This window comes from Colwellia sp. D2M02, assembly GCF_018860755.1.
In the GTDB taxonomy this organism is placed as follows: Bacteria; Pseudomonadota; Gammaproteobacteria; order Enterobacterales; family Alteromonadaceae; genus Colwellia; species Colwellia asteriadis.
Window position 1 is genome coordinate 1 of the sequence record NZ_JAHKPW010000024.1, and the last position, 16,684, is coordinate 16,684.

Annotated in this window: 18 protein-coding genes; 4 read left to right on the plus strand and 14 right to left on the minus strand. The window is 38.0% G+C overall.

Annotated elements, in window-relative coordinates:
* Positions 1-260 precede the first annotated feature (260 nt).
* From KO495_RS02975 to KO495_RS02990, 4 genes are all read right to left on the minus strand, one after another.
* On the minus strand, positions 261-452 hold the full coding sequence (locus tag KO495_RS02975; RefSeq protein ID WP_215978910.1) for a hypothetical protein: 192 nt from the start codon (positions 450-452) through the stop codon (positions 261-263).
* A gap of 34 nt (positions 453-486) precedes the next feature.
* Positions 487-657: a DUF1328 domain-containing protein gene (locus tag KO495_RS02980; protein ID WP_215978911.1), complete on the minus strand. Its 171-nt coding sequence runs from the start codon at positions 655-657 to the stop codon at positions 487-489.
* A 27-nt stretch (positions 658-684) separates the two neighbouring features.
* A complete protein-coding gene (locus KO495_RS02985; RefSeq protein WP_215978912.1) occupies positions 685-1,131 on the minus strand; it encodes a PA2169 family four-helix-bundle protein in 447 nt (148 codons plus the stop codon).
* Positions 1,132-1,440: 309 nt separating this feature from the next.
* Positions 1,441-1,803 carry an MmcQ/YjbR family DNA-binding protein gene (locus tag KO495_RS02990; RefSeq protein ID WP_215978913.1) on the minus strand — a complete coding sequence of 121 codons (363 nt, stop codon included), beginning with the start codon at positions 1,801-1,803 and terminating at the stop codon, positions 1,441-1,443.
* A 281-nt stretch (positions 1,804-2,084) separates the two neighbouring features.
* On the opposite strand from KO495_RS02990, the gene KO495_RS02995 reads away from it, so the two are divergent.
* The 4 genes from KO495_RS02995 (at position 2,085) to KO495_RS03010 (ending at position 3,753) form a co-directional block, all read left to right on the plus strand.
* Positions 2,085-2,645 (plus strand): BON domain-containing protein, encoded by a 561-nt coding sequence (locus tag KO495_RS02995; RefSeq protein ID WP_215978914.1) that lies wholly within the window; start codon positions 2,085-2,087, stop codon positions 2,643-2,645.
* 86 nt (positions 2,646-2,731) lie between these two features.
* A complete protein-coding gene (locus tag KO495_RS03000) occupies positions 2,732-3,040 on the plus strand; it encodes a DUF883 C-terminal domain-containing protein (protein WP_215978915.1) in 309 nt (102 codons plus the stop codon).
* A gap of 1 nt (position 3,041) precedes the next feature.
* On the plus strand, positions 3,042-3,446 hold the full coding sequence (locus tag KO495_RS03005) for a hypothetical protein (RefSeq protein ID WP_215978916.1): 405 nt from the start codon (positions 3,042-3,044) through the stop codon (positions 3,444-3,446).
* 10 nt (positions 3,447-3,456) lie between these two features.
* Positions 3,457-3,753, plus strand: a complete 297-nt coding sequence (locus KO495_RS03010) for a hypothetical protein (RefSeq protein WP_215978917.1) — start codon at positions 3,457-3,459, stop codon at positions 3,751-3,753.
* A gap of 70 nt (positions 3,754-3,823) precedes the next feature.
* On the opposite strand, the gene KO495_RS03015 is transcribed toward KO495_RS03010, so the two are convergent.
* The 10 genes from KO495_RS03015 to KO495_RS03060 all read right to left on the minus strand — a co-directional run bounded on the left by KO495_RS03015 (position 3,824) and on the right by KO495_RS03060 (position 16,681).
* Entirely contained in the window at positions 3,824-5,818 is a 1,995-nt protein-coding gene (locus tag KO495_RS03015; RefSeq protein ID WP_252738774.1) for a response regulator, read from the minus strand.
* Between the two features lie 9 nt (positions 5,819-5,827).
* Positions 5,828-6,274: a response regulator gene (locus KO495_RS03020; RefSeq protein ID WP_215978918.1), complete on the minus strand. Its 447-nt coding sequence runs from the start codon at positions 6,272-6,274 to the stop codon at positions 5,828-5,830.
* Complete coding sequence (locus KO495_RS03025; RefSeq protein WP_215978919.1) at positions 6,246-7,775, minus strand: sensor histidine kinase; 1,530 nt, start codon at positions 7,773-7,775, stop codon at positions 6,246-6,248. Before KO495_RS03025 ends, KO495_RS03020 begins: the two co-directional genes overlap by 29 nt.
* 12 nt (positions 7,776-7,787) lie before the next feature.
* Positions 7,788-7,982 carry a histidine kinase gene (locus KO495_RS03030; protein WP_215978920.1) on the minus strand — a complete coding sequence of 65 codons (195 nt, stop codon included), beginning with the start codon at positions 7,980-7,982 and terminating at the stop codon, positions 7,788-7,790.
* Positions 7,983-8,036: 54 nt separating this feature from the next.
* Positions 8,037-9,437, minus strand: coding sequence for a sigma-54 dependent transcriptional regulator (locus tag KO495_RS03035; protein ID WP_215978921.1), 1,401 nt, complete (start codon positions 9,435-9,437; stop codon positions 8,037-8,039).
* Positions 9,438-9,524: 87 nt separating this feature from the next.
* Positions 9,525-11,144 (minus strand): diacylglycerol kinase family protein, encoded by a 1,620-nt coding sequence (locus tag KO495_RS03040; RefSeq protein ID WP_215978922.1) that lies wholly within the window; start codon positions 11,142-11,144, stop codon positions 9,525-9,527.
* A 178-nt stretch (positions 11,145-11,322) separates the two neighbouring features.
* Positions 11,323-12,081 carry a TSUP family transporter gene (locus KO495_RS03045; protein WP_215978923.1) on the minus strand — a complete coding sequence of 253 codons (759 nt, stop codon included), beginning with the start codon at positions 12,079-12,081 and terminating at the stop codon, positions 11,323-11,325.
* Positions 12,082-12,138: 57 nt separating this feature from the next.
* The gene (locus KO495_RS03050; RefSeq protein WP_252738775.1) at positions 12,139-13,320 is read right to left on the minus strand and encodes a PepSY-associated TM helix domain-containing protein; all 1,182 of its coding nucleotides are present in this window, start codon (positions 13,318-13,320) and stop codon (positions 12,139-12,141) included.
* Between the two features lie 43 nt (positions 13,321-13,363).
* On the minus strand, positions 13,364-15,487 hold the full coding sequence (locus KO495_RS03055; protein WP_215978924.1) for a TonB-dependent siderophore receptor: 2,124 nt from the start codon (positions 15,485-15,487) through the stop codon (positions 13,364-13,366).
* A gap of 297 nt (positions 15,488-15,784) precedes the next feature.
* Positions 15,785-16,681: an AraC family transcriptional regulator gene (locus tag KO495_RS03060; protein WP_215978925.1), complete on the minus strand. Its 897-nt coding sequence runs from the start codon at positions 16,679-16,681 to the stop codon at positions 15,785-15,787.
* Positions 16,682-16,684 lie beyond the last annotated feature (3 nt).

The window sequence follows — 16,684 nt, forward strand, 5'->3', positions numbered from 1 at the left end:
TTTTTGTTGGGTTTTTATACAAGGCAGAGCCTTTGTAATGTAGTTACTTTACCTAAAAAGGCGATAACGCAGTAAAAATGACCAACAAACGCTGTCCGAAGGATTCGGCTAAAAGCGTTTTACGCTTTGTTGAACAGTATTTGCTTAGAGTGACTAGGCAACACACTGTCCGCCGCGATTAAAGCGCTTTTATCTCGAACAAAATTTAACCGCGAAAGATCAACAGCCCCTAGCCCAGGTTAATTTAACAGTTTTTCAATTTAGCAGTCTTGCTTTTCAGCGCCTGCCAATTCTTTCGCTTTTTCACACGCATCTTCAACGGCGTTTTTGCTGTCGCTAACGACTTCATCTACTTTTTCACCGGCATCTTCTGCTGGTCCATCAGAACAGCCAAACATAGTTAACACAGCAGTAAGTGCAAATACTTTGCTCATCATTAATAACTTATTCATATCATTCTCCAATTAATTTCTATTTAACTTTTATTTAGCTTTTAGGTGTTTTTATCGCAGGAATAACAAATGATAAAACCAGCAACACTACAAAAATCCAAAATAAAAACTTAGCAACTCCTGTTGCTGCTCCTGCAATACCGCCAAATCCTAGGGCGGCTGCAACAAGCGCGAAGAGGAAAAATATAAGAGCCCAACGTAACATAGAACCTCCTAAGACTTAGCAGTTAAATTATGCCGTAACTAATTTCAGTTGCTTCATATGATTATGACAATGCTGCATACGTACTTGAATTTGTAACAATGTACTTTGACATTCTGCTGGTAGTTTTTTCATCAAGGCAGCCTCAATTTTTTCTAATACTTTATCTTCAATTTCTTCTAATTGAGATACATAAGTATGCTCTGCATCAGCGCTAATAACGGCAAGTACTTTAGTGTAAGCTTCACGTAACTCTACAGAAAATGCTGAGTCTTGCTCTATTTTACCTTCATCAATTAAAACGAACGTTTGTAGTTCCGCAATAGTGCGTGCTTTTTCATTAATATTATTTTCAAAAACATGCATAAGATGAGGGTTAGAGACTTTATCCATCGCTGAGCGATAAAACTCAATGCCACCATTTAGCACTCTCACTAACTCTTTAATTGGACCCATTTCATAATTTGAATTAGACATATTAATCTCCTTTTTATATTTACTGTTTTAAATTAAAAAGCGAATTTCGCTGGTAAAGAATTTTTAATTAACAACAACAAGATATGTGCAGGAGTCATACCAAAACATTAAAAAGATAAAAAACAATTACTTATAATAAACCAAGAAATAGAAAACCCCTTTTATTGTAATAATTACACGCTCCATGTAATTGCTTCATATAAGATATACAGGTAGAGAAACTGCTTTTGTAACAAAGTCATTGAATAGAGATATCAAAGAAGGGTATGCGGAGCTTTAAAGGTTGATATTTTATAAGTAGATAAGGGGCTATTGATTCAAACCTAGCTCTTTTTGTTTCTTTTTTGTTAAACCAAGAGAGACTAATCGATATGATTCCTTTAAATAGTACAATAAGTCATCATTACTGTCGGCAACATTTTCAAATTGCTGGATCCACTTCATCCCTCTATTAGCAAAATAAGGCGCAGGTTTATACCCTACCGACTCTTTTAGAAAGCCAAAATTGGTATCAGAGGTTTTAAATATAAAAGCGGGCTTTTTATCATCACCCCAACCACCAATAGCAAATACTTTGCCCCCTACCTTCCAAACATGGGAGCCGCCCCATTGCATAACATAGGTAGTACAAGGTAAAGATCTGCAAAAGTCATTAAACTCGTTGTAATTCATTTCAACTCCATAATAAAAAGCATACCACCATTCAAATAGGCAACCTGAACTCAGGTTAAGTAGTACGTATATTTTTCCTGAAAAAGTTACATTGTTAACGTGAAAACCTTACAAAACAATCAACAATCAAGTAATGAGCAAAACAATAAAATACAGTAACACATTGAAATAAAAGGATTTATACAGATTGGTATGTTGTCTGCATTAGTTAGATTGTTACATTAGTTAATTCGTTACAACAACTTGTCGTTACAACTTAAATCTTAAAATGGAGAATGATTATGAAACGCACATTAATTTCACTAGCTATGGTATCTGCTTTAACGATTACATCAGTACAAGCAAAAGATAACTCTTGGGAGAAAGAAGCTAGCGATGCTTGGATAGACGGTAAAGCTGAAGCAACATTATTATTTAATACTAACTTAAATTCTTTTGATATCAATACTGATGTTGATAGTGGCATTGTTTACCTTACAGGTAAAGTTGACCACAGCGTAGATAAAAAGCTCGCTAAAGAGTTAGTGCAAGGAATAGATGGCGTTAAAGGTGTTAAAAACCAAATAACAGTTATTGAAGGTATTGATAACAAAGAATTAGAACAACAACGCGGTATGGACGAGTCGCAATTTGTTGATATGAAAATCGCAACAGTGATTAAAACTCGTCTACTACTCGATACTGATATTAGCGGAACGAGCATTGATGTAGATGTAAAAGGCAATAACGTTACCCTAAGCGGAGAGGTAGACTCTGAAGCAGAAAAAGACTTAGTTATTAACATTGCAAACAATACTGACGATGTTAATAAAGTTACCGAAAACTTACACGTAACTAAATAGTTTTGCCTTTATGGCGCTCATTGAGCGCCTCCTAATACCCTTTCATTACCCTAATATTAACTTATGCAATTTACCAAGGAGCTATTATGCCTAATAAAAACACAGAAAAATCAAATGGTGCTATGAAAAAGCCTGTTCACCCTGTTGCCGATCAATTTGCCGATTCACTGCACTCTACAGTTGACTCAATTCATGGTACGGCGGCAAGTACTGAAGAAACACTTCGAGCTAAAAGTACGCAATCAAGTGAAGCTATGAAAGCACAAACTCGTTTATTGCGCTCGAAATGGAATCAATCGCCAGTGAAAAAATATGCCCATGAAAACCCAGTAAAAACAGCAGGCATAGCGTTTACGGCTGGTATGTTACTAACAATGTTTTTAAGGAAAAAATAGCATGACTTCGCCTCAGGATGCAGAGAAAAATACTCAGCAGTCCATAGATATGGGAGCGCAACTTAATGCGCTCCCTGAGCTAGGCAGCCGTTTACTATTGGGTTATCAACAATCATTTTCAGCATTTTTTTCATTATTACAAGCCAAAGCTAAGGCAAATATAAAAATGTTGATTGCAATTATGGCATTAGTCACTAGTGCTGTATTTCTGCTATGTGCTGTTTGGATAAGCATACAAGCAATGATTGTTTATGGCCTTATCCACCTAGGATTACCAACGTTAATCGCCGCAATTATGGTACTAACACTAAACTTATTCGTTATTTATTATCTATTAACTACCGCAATATCTTTATTTGATATTACCTATGATGAGTTTATTCACGGCTTTTTTACTGATAAGTAGAGGGGGTTTCATGACACGCCTTAGCACAGCTATTTACCGAAAAATAAACCAAGACGTCATGGTTAAAAAGGCAAAATACCAAGCAATTACTTATAACAATAACCAACAAAAATCAGCATTAATTGCTCATTGTAAAGCCATAGCCGAGTCACCTGCTTTTTTAGGTATTACCGCGCTAACTTCTCTACTTGCTTTACGTTATGGAAAATTTGCCACATTGCGACGCTTAGTAATGTTGAAACGAGTGACTGATAGCTTGATGACAAGCAGCCTCAACAATAGCAACAATAACGCACCATTTAGTTAGTTAACGGATGCTACTAAAGAATAAGGCCGCTAAAAGCACTAAATATAGAGCGCCTTTTATTCCAAAACAATTATTCGATTAGCTTCTGCAAATCAGGTAACGATACAGGCTTCAATAATACATGGTTAATACCTAATGCAACTAATGATTCAGGCTCAGGCTCCGAACCACTAATAATTGCAAGCTGCTGTGTAGCATTAATGTTCTTTATCGCTTGCGCTGCATCAAAGCCAGAGCCATCAGGTAGGTTCAAATCTAAAATAACCAAATCAAACCGCTGTTCTTGCTGATAAACTCTTAAACTTTCTTGAATGTTTTGTGCACTAAAAACTTCTATTCCTAAAGATTTTAATAATAACCCCATAAGCTCTCTAGCGTCTTTGTCATCTTCAAGCAATAAAACTTTCTTTGTTTGAGTAGCAATGGGTTGTTCACTCTCTAACGCATCTCTCTCATTGGAGGCGGCACTTAAATGATGCGTTAAGCATTCGTGTAATTGTTGAGTATCAATAGGTTTGGTTAATACTTGGTCAAAGCCCAATGCTTGTAAAGTTTCCTCGCTCCCCTTTAACGCTGCGGCTGTTAACGCCACTATTGGCGTAGTTATTTGTTGACTTCTCGCAGCAACCACAACTTCTCGCCCACCCATAATAGGCATATGTAAATCGAGAAAAACTAAATCAAAATGTTGCTGTTCGTCGCTCAGTAACGTTAACGCTTTCTGACCATTATCAACGCTCGTGACTTTAGCGCCGGTAGCAGAAATGATATTAGTTAATAACAGACGAATATTGCTAACATCTTCAACAATAAGTACATTTCCCTGTAAAGTATCGTTTGTGGTTAGCGCTTTATGCTGCAGTGCTACCGGTTGTTGTAAGTTGAGGTTAACTAAGTTTTCTGATGAGACACCAGTATCAATTAAAAAAGTGAATGTACTCCCTTGACCCAATACAGAATCAACTTGGAAATTACCCCCTAACAACTTAATCAGTGATGCACTAATTGCCAACCCTAATCCTGCCCCTTCTTCTGTTCTAGTAGTTGTGTCTTGCACCTGCTCAAATGGGTTAAATATTCGTTTCAATTTTTCTTGAGGAATGCCTATCCCCGTATCCCTAATAGAAAAATTCAAAACCGATTGATTATGCTTTTGCTCAAAGGTTAGTAATACGCGTATTTCACCAGACTGAGTGAACTTAATCGCATTATAAATAATATTTATTAACACTTGCTTAAGGCGAGTCGCGTCAGAACAAATAAACTCAGGAACAGGCGTATCAGCCTCAATGGTAAATAACAGGCCTTTTTTCTGTGCTGCGATTCCAAATAAGTTTTGTAAGTCAGCAAGAAAAGGTGACAATGCAAAATTACTTTTGTTAAGGGATAAAGTATTTTCTCGGATTTTAGATAAATCGAGCACATCATTTAACAGAGCAAGTAAGTGCTGACTATTACTATGCACTATAGATAATTCGGGTTTAATACTGTCTAACTCAGCGCGGCTAAGTAGTAGGTCAGTGTAACCAATAATTGACGTTAAAGGGGTCCGTAATTCGTGACTTAAATGTGCAAGAAAGCGGTCTTTAGCGCGACTGTCTGATTCAATTTTCAAACGCTCTAAGCGCTCGATGGCTATATCTTTTCGAGCCAACGCATAGCGAATTGCTCGAATAAACTGCACACTATTGATTTCAGACTTAACTAAAAAATCTTCTGCGCCCAGCGTTAACGCCTGCGCGTCTAATACCCCATCAGATTGCCCTGTCAGCATTATAAAAGGGGTAGCACAGCCCATATTTTTGGCAGCTTCTAATACAGAAAGCCCTGTATGAGCTCCTAGCTGATAATCGAGCAAACATAAATCAAACGGTTCATCTTGTAACGACTGCATAATTAAGTCGTAATCGCTAAGCCATTTAACATTAAACTCAAAGTCAGGTATTTCTTGTAAATAGTCTAATGCCAGAATGTAATCGTCTTCATCATCTTCAACGAGTAACAAATTAATTAAGCGCTTATCCATTATATGTCCTTGGCTCGTACAAGCTGCTAAAGCTGCCAATAAAGCACCTTAAGGTAGCTCTACTATTTCAATCCAATATTTCCCTAGGTTTTTCATTAGCTCAACTAACCCTTCAAAGTTAACCGGCTTGGCAATATAAGAGGCGGCGCCAGAGTCGTAACCACGTAATTTATCCTCTTCCTCTTTTGATGTGGTTAGTATTACAACAGGAATAGAGCGTAACTTAGCATCAGCTTTAATAATTTTAAGTGCTTCACGACCGTCCATTCTAGGCATATTAAGGTCGAGCAATATTAAATTAGGTCTTTGATAACGCTCTTTGTCACTATAGCCACCTTCGTTACGCAAATATTCAATCAATTCAACACCGTCATTCACGAAATTAATCGTGTTCAACACTCTACTTTCATCAAGAGCATCCTGTGTTAATAATCTGTCATCTTCATCATCATCCGCCATTAAGATATTAATGGCTTGGGGCTTTGAGTAATTCAACTTTTCCATCCTCAACTGTAAAAAGGTTAGCGTCAATCGGGAGTAACAGGGTAAAAATGGCACCTTCTCCTTCAGGGCTGTCCGCCGAAATATAACCACTATGCCGCTCAACAATTCGTCGACATACTGCTAGGCCAATTCCCGTACCTGCATAGTCTTTTTGACTGTGCAAACGTTGAAAAGGCGTAAATATTTTCTCATTGTACTGTTCAGAAAACCCAATGCCATTATCGAGTATTTCTATTTTAATCCACTGCGTATCCGTTGCTACTACGCAGTATTCTGGGGAGCTAACAAGTTCGCCACGAATAATTATATGAGGCTGTTGCCCTGGTTTACGGAACTTTATTGCATTAGAAATTAAATTCAAAAATAGCTGACCGAGTTGACTACCATCGGCTTGAATTTTAGGTAGATCTGACAACTCTATGTTAGCGCCACTTTCTTGCGTAGCAATTTCTAAATCATCTAATACTCTTAGTAATAACTCATTTAAGTCAACCTCTTGGAAAGGCTTGCCCTTGGTGGTTACCCGTGACAGTTCTAATAAGTCACTAATGAGTACCGACATCCGTTTCGCTGCTGCATTCATCCTAGCTAAATAATCAGCACCCTTATCACCTAATTCAGCTGAGAAGTTACTGGTGAGCCTATCGCCAAAAGCTCTGATTTTTCTTAACGGCTCCTGTAAGTCATGAGAGGCAACAAATGCAAAGTCCTCAAGCTCCCTATTACTACGGTTTAATTCCTCGGTATACACCTCAAGTGCATGAGTCCGTTCTATAACACGAGCTTCTAAGGTGGCATTGTATTGTTCTAACTTCTCTTTAGTGCTGCGAATACTATGAATGTGCTTCATCAGCAAAATCATCATAGTCGCGCACATAAATACACTTAACGCGGTAAACCAGATCACATTACTACCAGCTTTGGTTCTTGTTTCGTCTAATCGCTTAAGTAAGTTTTCTCTTGTTTGAGTTTCAGCCTGAATAATAGTGCTGTACAAATGACGAAAATTAATTTGTTCTTCGTCAATTTCTTTAAGTTGCTGCTGGGCAATATTAGCCCCAAAACCGACAGCAACATCAATGCTCGCTTTGAGTTTTTTTAACTTGGCTTGTGCTAATAGCGTAAACGCATCTATTCGGCCTTGCTGAGCCTCACTTTGTGAGCGTGACTGTTGAACATTTTCTAAACTCAAAGCAAACTTATCTAATGCTTTAACATAAGGTGCTAAATGGCTTTCATCTCGAAATAACAAATAGCCTCGCTGCCCGGTTTCAGCATTAAGTATGTCGATATGCAAACTGTCAATAACCAGCATAACCTCGCCAGTATTTTGCAAGTTACTTTGTATTTCAGCTAGTTTTTTAATGTTTTTCAGCCCTATTGAGGCATTTACAACAATAGCTAACACTAACAGCATTGCCCCTAACCAGGCTAAGCGAGTAATGTTTAAGTTATTTAAATAACCTGAAATAACGATAATTAATTTTTTCATTGATGTAGCCATTTACTTCACTAAGGTTTGCATAATGGCGCTACATTCTTTTGAAGCACTAATTATTTGGTCGGCTAATTGCTTAATATCTGCAGGACTTGCAGATTGCTCAACCATTAGCTTTAACAACTCTGCTTGCATAGAAATGTGATTAAGAGGTTTACGTGCGTCATGAATCACCATTTCTAATTGCTGTTGTTCAGGCATATTCGTTACTCCTTTTAATAATCAATATTCACTTAGTATTCACGATTAATCACACTAACTATAAGCATTAAGGCGGTTATAAAGTGTTTTAGTACTAATACCTAAAATTTTAGCGGCGGTTGTTTTATTACCATCAACCGACTCAAGTGTTTTAAAGATCAGCTCTTTTTCTAAATTCTCTATAGTTTGACCGACAATAACAGGCTGATTCACATTAGTAGCAGGTGCTATTAATGACGTATCAGTTTGCTCATTCATTTGTTCACTAATCGTTTGGCTTTGAATAGAGTTTTGCAGCTTAGCCTGAGAAAAAGGTGATTCAAATGTTGATGGAAAAACCAAATAACCTGACGTCATATCCGCCATGATAAATGCACGATAAATAGCGTGCTTCAACTCACGAATATTACCTCGCCACTCGTAATTAACGAGTCGAGTTAAATCGTCATCACTGAGCTTAAAATCACTTTCGTGCTCTTTATTAAGTTGATTGAGAAAGTGCTCAGCAAGTAATGGTATATCTTCTTTACGCTCTCTTAACGGCGGAATGTTAATTGGAAAAACCGCTAAACGAAAATAAATATCTTCACGTAAAACATTATTTTGCGCGATATCTTCAACAGAGCGATTAGTTGCTGAGACAACTCGACAATTAACCGGGATACTCTTACTTCCGCCGACACGAGTCACTGTTTGCGTTTCAAGTACGCGCAGTAAATTAGGCTGCATATCAATAGGCATTTCGGTCAATTCATCTAAAAACAAAGTACCATCTTTTGCTAATTCAAATACGCCAGATTTTTGTGCATTAGCACCAGTAAAAGCCCCCTTTTCATGACCAAAAAGTTCACTACCAATAAGATCTTTGGGAATAGCACCACAGTTAACCGATATCCGCTCACCCTGACATTGACTAGCGCTATGAATAGCTTGAGCTACCATCTCTTTACCTACGCCGCTCTCGCCCATTAACATAACATTGGCTTGTGTTTTTACTACTCGCTCAATCATAGCGTACATCGCTTTCATCGGTGCGGATTCACCAATTAAGCAGCCAAAGTACAAAGCGTTTTTATTTTTTCGTTTTTTGGTCTTTAATGCTGCCTGGCTAGAAAACAACACACCTTTAAGATCATCGGCTTCTATCGGCTTAGTTAAATAGCCAATATCATCATGGCACATCGCAGATATCGCGGTTTTAACCGAGGGATGACCCGTAATCATAGTTATTTTTGCGCTAATATTGTTAGCTTTAGCGTAATCAATTAAGTGCAAACCACTGCCATCTGGCAACATAAAATCCAGTAGGACATGATCAAATTTTTGCTCACTTAGCCATTGCTGTGCTTCTGCTAATGTAGATGCAGAATAAACTTCACAATCAAGATACTCAATAATACGACAAGCGATATTTGTAAACTCAAGATCATCGTCAACTAATAAAACTGTTTTCACACATGTAATCCCTTTATCAAGTAATTACACTAGCTTACTCTATTCTGTAATTAATTTATATTAAGTGCTTGCAAACTTTATTGTTAATTAACAAATAATTGTTAAGCTTGCAGGCATAATCTCTACCATTAGTTGCTCGGCTGACTCTGTTTCACCATCAATGCTGTACTTAAAGCCCTCACTGCTTTGTAATAAGATCTTTTTGGCATGGTAATGAGAGACACTTGAGTTTGAGCTATTATCACCAGAGATAGTATTACTTACTAATTCAGCTAAACTTAATAGCCGATGAGCCGAGCTTGAATCATGCTCAATAAGGGTTACATCTAATAAACCGTCTCGCCAATTTGGCTCCCCAGCACCTTGAGCGAGTAATGTGGTAATTGGTGCTGCGTTAGCAATAGTTAAGCTACTATTAGATAACTGTTGCACGGGTTCATCATCTATCGTTAACTTTATTTGCTGTGATTTATTTTCAATAAAAGCGTTAATAAACCCCTGAATATAAGCGAGTTGACCTAGCTCATTTTTTTGAAGACGGTTGGCCTGATTTATCATTTGCTCACCAAAACCAATAGCGATCACTAACAATACCGTTTTTTTATTACATACCATGGTATCCATTTGTTTTGTTTCTGCACGGAACAATATTTCGCATGCTTGGTTAATAGGCGATATTTTACTTTCTACTCCAAACATTACATGCGCTAGTGCGTTGGCAGTACCTAAGGGAAGTACACCTAATTGATGTGATGTATTTTTCACCGCCGCAGCTACTTCAGCGACAGTACCATCACCACCACACGCGACAAATACCATACTTTCATCGCGGGTCTGTAACGACTTAGTAAGTTGATAAACATCAGTATCTTTTTTAGTAAAATGAAAGTTAAGCACATACTGTCGTGTTAACATGCCAACAATGTCATTGGTATATAACAGCCACTTTCCCGCTCCAGATACCGGGTTAATAATCATATTAAGCTCAGGTTGCGGCTTCTTAGCAAAGTTTTGACTCAACTCCACTAACACCTTGAGCTGTTTAGTGTTTAACCTTGCCGTAGATCTAACACTTTGTACTGTGCTAATGGCGTCGCGTACGCTTAATTCTGGCTCAGACATTAATAGATAAGCACAAGTCATAAAGAAAGATCTGCCTCGGCCTAACGCACAATGAACAACAACCTTTTGATTTAAGTCGTGCATTGCCGTGATCCATCTTAAAGCATGTTCTAATTGAGCTTCTGTTGGAGAAAAGTGGTCTAATATCGGTATATTTAAATAATAGAATCCTTCCTGTTGAGCTGACCAATTGAAGCCATCAAACTCAGCAGTAACATCTAATATTGCGGTAACTTTTTGCGACTTTAGCGTTTCTATGTCACTGGGGAAAAGCCGACAAGCAAGAAATAAATTAGGAGTAATTTCTTGGATTGCAGGTACAGAATCATTGTTGCGCATTATGCCATTATATAATTGCACGCAAACAAGGTAAGGCAACAAAAGTATTTTAATCCACCAGGGTATTTCGCCTGCTGCAGACTTTCTAAATAAGCTAGGTCGATTAGTACTATAAGCAAAAAGAACACAACTTAGTGAAATAGTAAGCCATAAGCTAGGTACTAGCATGTAGCTATTATTGAAGCTAAGCCATACAAAGAAAACAGAAACAGTTAGTAACAACACATAGTATTTGATCATTTTCATTAAAAAACCCTCATAGTTAACTTATTTAGTTCAACTTTTGTGCCAAACCAAAAAAAATAACACACTGTTTTTTAAGGTGTTTCCATTTAAAGTTTTTATATATAAGCGTACTAGTCTGTAATATTTACAAAATAATGAGCGATACAGTAATACTTACCTACCTTGATCTCGCATTATTTTAACTGGTTAAATATTTGGCTAGCATCGCAAAACACATTACCACCACCAAGTAGCGTAAATACTTAACCGGAATTTTAAACAAGCAATGCGAGCCTAACCATGCACCAATGAACTGCCCTGCCATCATAATTATACCCACCAACCACACAACATGGCCTGCAAAAATAAAAACAATCAATGAGGCTAAATTAGTTGAGAAATTCAAGGTTTTAGCAACCGCTGTCGCCTGTAAAAAGGGTTGTGCGCGTAATGAGCGACCAGCTAAAGCAAAAAAGGAGCCAGTACCAGGGCCAAATAGTCCGTCATAACAGCCAATAGTCGGCGTTACCACATACTTATAAACGTTAGGTGAAACACGAGGTTTTTTAGTATTGTCATCAATTACAGGGGTTACTAAAAAATAAATACCGATCGCTGCAATAACGATAGGTATTACAATCGTCAATGCTTCGGTATTCATAATTTGTACGATTAGCGTGCCCAAAGCAGAGCCAATGAATGCCGCGAGCATTAGGTACTTAACATCTCGCCAAAGAACGCGCTTATTTCTTAGCATCATTACCGTTGCGGTTGCTACCCCAGTTGTAGACTGTAATTTATTGGTCGCTAACGCTGCTAATGGCGGCATGCCACTCATCATTAAAGCAGGTAACGTTAATAAACCACCACCGCCAGCTAGGGTATCTAAAAACCCAGCGACGATAGCAATAACGAATAAAAAGGCCAGAATTTCAAACGACAGATTAATTAATTCCACTCAAGTACTCTATTTAAAATAATTCACTAAAAAAGCACGAGGATTGCAATTAATCGCTCAGCTTTGCTTACTCACGCGTTTTCTTCGAATGCGACTATACCAAAGGTAAAAGCCACTTGCCCCTAAAATAAGCGGACTCAACCCCATTACACACCAAATTATTTTGCTCCACAAACCAGCAAAGTTACCGTAATGTAATGTTCTAAAACTATCAAAAACCTGGGCGCTAGTGTTACTGGTTCGAATGTCGTAATGACTGAGATATTTCCCTGTCATGGCATTAAAGCTAACGGTAGAGCCATAAGCACTGGCAAATGGGTTGTTAGTGTCAATAGAGCCAAATACTGTCCACGCCATTTTAGGTTCAAACGGAAATAGTAAATACTGAGGTGTAAAACTTGTTATTTTTTCTGTACTGGTTGTTAAGAGTTGCTGAAAATCAAGCTCGGCATTATATAAGCGATCCGTCATAATATGATGCGCTTCTTCGCCATGCTCAAAAGTTTCATGCCAGTACTCAATAAAGTTAAAGTAGCCACCCGTAATACCTAAAATAAGAATAATAGGTGAACACCAAATACCCACTAATTTATGTAAATCACTCATCATCGCCGCCAGTTTTGCATCCCAGCGAAACTTGAAAAATCGACGCCAAAATTTTCGGTAAATAATTAAGCCCGAAATACCCAAGAAAGTCATAATAATACTAGCGATTAAGCCAATAATAGTGCCTAGTTGCGGACTAATAAACCCAAGATCATTTAATAAAAAAGTAAAATGCAATTGCACTAGCCAATCGGTTAAATCATGATGAATAGGCACTGGTGTCGAAAGTACTTCACCGCTGTAAGGATTAAGATGAATTTTAAACCAGCTTTCACTGTAGCGTTTAAGTAAGTAAACACGATCAGCTTGGTACTTATCATCAAAAAGCTCCCAGCTACCAATCTCATAGTCACTAAACTGCTGATTTATTTGGGTGACTAACTCGTTAATATTAAGCCTTGTTACCGTCGTATTTTCCTGTTGCTCAACAGGTAGACTAATGCTGGCCACCTCAGGTAATAATAAAGTATCAAGTTCAAATTTGAACACTAATAAGCTGCCAGTTACGGCAATAATAATTAAGGGGATCAAACTAGCAAGCGCAAAGTACGCGTGTAATTTATGGAGCTTTTTTCGCATGATTTCAGGACCGTATTTTTTTACATTAAGCAAAAAAGCTAAGATATTGAACATATCTTAGCTGTATTTTTTCACTCTATTTATTAAGTTTTACTCGTTAAAACGAGAATTTAACACCTGCTTCCATGGTGCGCTCTGCTCCCATCCAGCAACCATTGGCATCATAACAAGCGCCCACATAACGCTCATCGGTTAGGTTATTTACACTAACGGTTAACTGCGTTAAGTCATTAATTTCGTAACGAGCGGCGATATCATAAAGAGTGTAACTGGGTAACGTATCTGAATTCGCAGCATCAAGGTAACTTTCACCGGTATAACGCACGCCAGCACTTAACATAAGTCCAGAAATAGTCGCGTTATCAATATGATAATTCGCCCACAATGATGCGGTTTGATCGGCAACCCACACAGGACGATTACCAATTAAGCTGGCATTTAATGGGTTTTTCGTTATTTCCATGTCTAAATATGTGTAATTGGCGGTAATGTCGAGTTGTGTTGTGGGTTGAGCATTTAGCTCTACTTCAATGCCTCGTGAAACAATTTCACCGGTTTGCGTCTTTTTAGCAAAATCTGCGGTATTAACGACAACATTTTCTTTAGCTAAATCAAAGTAAGCCGCAGTAATCATCATATTTTGTTTCGTATTTTGATATTTAACACCCACTTCTATTTGCTCAGCAGTTGTTGGCTTAAATGCTTCATTAGTTTCGCTATCAAAACCAGGCGTTGGTTCAAACGATGTTGAGTAGTTAAGGTAAGGCGCTAAACCAAAATCAAAACTATATATTGCGGCTAACCTGCCAGTAAAGGCGTCTTCATCAATGGTAGTAGTGTCGCCATACTCTGTTCCCGCATAACTCTTATCAGCAATATCTTGTGTATAAAAGTTATCGTAACGACCACCCACAATGAATGTGAGCTGGTCGATTTCTATTTCATCTTGTAAATAAAAGCCGCGATTATATTGAGCAATGTCATGCTGCTCGGTGTAAAAATCAACGGGTAATGTCTCTGGATTAAGTAACTGGTAATCCGGTGCCGCTAAATTTAAGGCTGGGGTGTCGTTACCTAAAGTGTCACCATAAGAAACATCTGACGATAGCGTTTGAAAATCAAAACCGAATAAAATATTGTGCTGCGTTTGACCTAACGTTAACGAAGCGGCAAGTTGGTTATCAACCACAAAGCCTTGCTGAGATTCATTGGTAAAATACGCGCTACGTAATAAATGACTATTGTCGGCCATTAAACCTTGGTTATAGGTATTATGCTGTAAAGCTTTGGCGTCGGTATATCTGAAATTTTGTAAAAACGATAAATTTTCATTAAATTCATGGTTTACTTTATAACCAAGCATAGTAACCGTGCGATCAAATCGAGCCCAGTTTTCATCCCCCGCGTAACCATCTGAGTCTAGTTTACCGTATGGCGCAGTATATAGAGTGCCCATTGCTGGTAAGGGAGTAGAGGGTGTGATCTCTGGATCATCTTGATAGTAAGCAGAAAACGTTAAGTGTGTTTTTGCTGCAACTTGCCAAGTAATTGTAGGTGCTATGGTATAACGCTCTTCTTCTGTGGTTTGCTGCTGACCATCTTTTTGGCGTGCTAAGGCAATGAAACGGTAATCAACTTCACCATTACCGCCAGAAGTATCTAACGACAATTCGCGCAAGCTCTGATTACCTAACCGTAAGCCAATCGTTGTTTGTTCGCCTTGAGGTGATTTAGCTATTTGATTAACCATACCTCCTGGAGGCGCCGAGCCGTATAAAACAGACGTTGGTCCTTTTAACACCTCAATACTTTCTGTCGCAAAAGCATCAACCTGTGGATAAAGATTCCATAAGTTGTTAGTTTGCAATGGTAAACCGTCGTAATAGTTACGATAAGATTCAAAACCACGAATTGTATATTGGTCAAAAATAGTCACAGTGCTGCGACTTTCTGGGGTAATACCCGAGACATAACGCAGTGCACGGTTTACTGAGTCTGCCTGCCTTAACTGCAAAGTACCTTGGTCTATTGAAGTAAAACTCATTGGCGATTCAATGGGTAATAACGTTGATTTAGTTCCGGTACTGCGATATGCCGGACTATGAACACTGATGCGCTCTAATGCTTCTTTTTCTGCTTCGCTGATGTCTTCTGTCGCCGAAATAGCACAACTAACACTGACAGCTAAAGTCGCAAGAAAAAATTTAGGGGTAGCATACATAAAATTAGTTAACCTATATGATGTTAAGTGATGTGGTAATAATGTTAAAAACCTAATTGATAATAATTCCTATTATACATTAGGGTATTTGATCTTTTTGTCTGTGAGTGCACTTTGGTGTGAAAAGTAACAACAATGTAAACGAGTATTTAACCTAAAATCAGACTAAGATCTTTACTAATAGATTACATTCAAAAGAGTCATAGGAGTTGCGCGTCAATAGCTAACCTATTGCAAGTAAATTCAACGCAGTGAGCATGTGTTTGAGATACTTTGATTATCTCAAAGTCAGACTATTTACAATCGAGACAATAAGGCACTAGGCGTTAAGGCAAATGTTCGTTTAAATAGTCGAGAGAAATGTGCCTGGCTCTTAAAACCAGAGTGAATGGCAATATCGAGAATTGATAAGTGTTGGTTATTTTGTGTAACCATCAACTGAAAACCATGAATCAAGCGTGTTTGATAGATAAAATCATTAGCGTGATAAGGCGTCATCGCAAAAAGTTTATGTAAATAGCGTTTTGATATTTGAGCGTTATCGCACAATGCTTCAATGGTAAAGTTATCATCTGCACTGGCATTAAAAATAAGCTGCTGAATACTGCATAGCTTTTTATAGCTCACACTGGCCTCTCGCTTTTGCTGATAAGCACTAACACAATCAATAAGAGGAGCTAATAGAGCTTGTTCTAAAAAGCGAGCAGTCAACTCTTCTGAATGAACACCAGCTCTCACTTGTGCTAAAACGGATGTTAATGCCAAGCGCAGCACCTGACTTTCCTCATGAACCAAGTCAAAAGCAAAGCCTTGCGTTGGTAAACGTGGTAATAAATATTCAGGAAAATTAAAGCTTACTACTTGATAGCGGCTCGAAAAATGAAAGGTAAACTCACTCGCAGCATTAAAAAAAAGTAACTGCCCTGGCGCTAAATGCTGAAAGCCCTTTGAATTAAACCAAGTACCATGACCTGAAATAATATAGACAACTGACATATAGGCATTAGGGATTTTTTTAGCAATAGCGGAAGTTCGTACTGATGTTAATGGCGCAAGCTCCGCATAAGTTAAACTGCATTGATGCAACGGATATTCTATATACGTTGCATCACTAGGTAGCGTTAAATGGTACTGCTGCTCTTGTAATGATTGGTATATTTGAATAACTTCGCTTTCAGGACGAGTAAACATCATTAG

Coding starts and splice junctions, on each gene's coding strand:
- KO495_RS03025 (WP_215978919.1), bottom strand. CDS start 7,775: ATGAAAAAATTAATTATCGTTATTTCAGGTTATTTAAATAACTTAAAC.
- KO495_RS02975 (WP_215978910.1), bottom strand. CDS start 452: ATGAATAAGTTATTAATGATGAGCAAAGTATTTGCACTTACTGCTGTG.
- KO495_RS03060 (WP_215978925.1), bottom strand. CDS start 16,681: ATGATGTTTACTCGTCCTGAAAGCGAAGTTATTCAAATATACCAATCA.
- KO495_RS03030 (WP_215978920.1), bottom strand. CDS start 7,982: ATGCCTGAACAACAGCAATTAGAAATGGTGATTCATGACGCACGTAAA.
- KO495_RS03010 (WP_215978917.1), top strand. CDS start 3,457: ATGACACGCCTTAGCACAGCTATTTACCGAAAAATAAACCAAGACGTC.
- KO495_RS03055 (WP_215978924.1), bottom strand. CDS start 15,487: ATGTATGCTACCCCTAAATTTTTTCTTGCGACTTTAGCTGTCAGTGTT.
- KO495_RS02990 (WP_215978913.1), bottom strand. CDS start 1,803: ATGAATTACAACGAGTTTAATGACTTTTGCAGATCTTTACCTTGTACT.
- KO495_RS03040 (WP_215978922.1), bottom strand. CDS start 11,144: ATGAAAATGATCAAATACTATGTGTTGTTACTAACTGTTTCTGTTTTC.
- KO495_RS03005 (WP_215978916.1), top strand. CDS start 3,042: ATGACTTCGCCTCAGGATGCAGAGAAAAATACTCAGCAGTCCATAGAT.
- KO495_RS03000 (WP_215978915.1), top strand. CDS start 2,732: ATGCCTAATAAAAACACAGAAAAATCAAATGGTGCTATGAAAAAGCCT.
- KO495_RS02995 (WP_215978914.1), top strand. CDS start 2,085: ATGAAACGCACATTAATTTCACTAGCTATGGTATCTGCTTTAACGATT.
- KO495_RS02980 (WP_215978911.1), bottom strand. CDS start 657: ATGTTACGTTGGGCTCTTATATTTTTCCTCTTCGCGCTTGTTGCAGCC.
- KO495_RS03050 (WP_252738775.1), bottom strand. CDS start 13,320: ATGTTCAATATCTTAGCTTTTTTGCTTAATGTAAAAAAATACGGTCCT.
- KO495_RS02985 (WP_215978912.1), bottom strand. CDS start 1,131: ATGTCTAATTCAAATTATGAAATGGGTCCAATTAAAGAGTTAGTGAGA.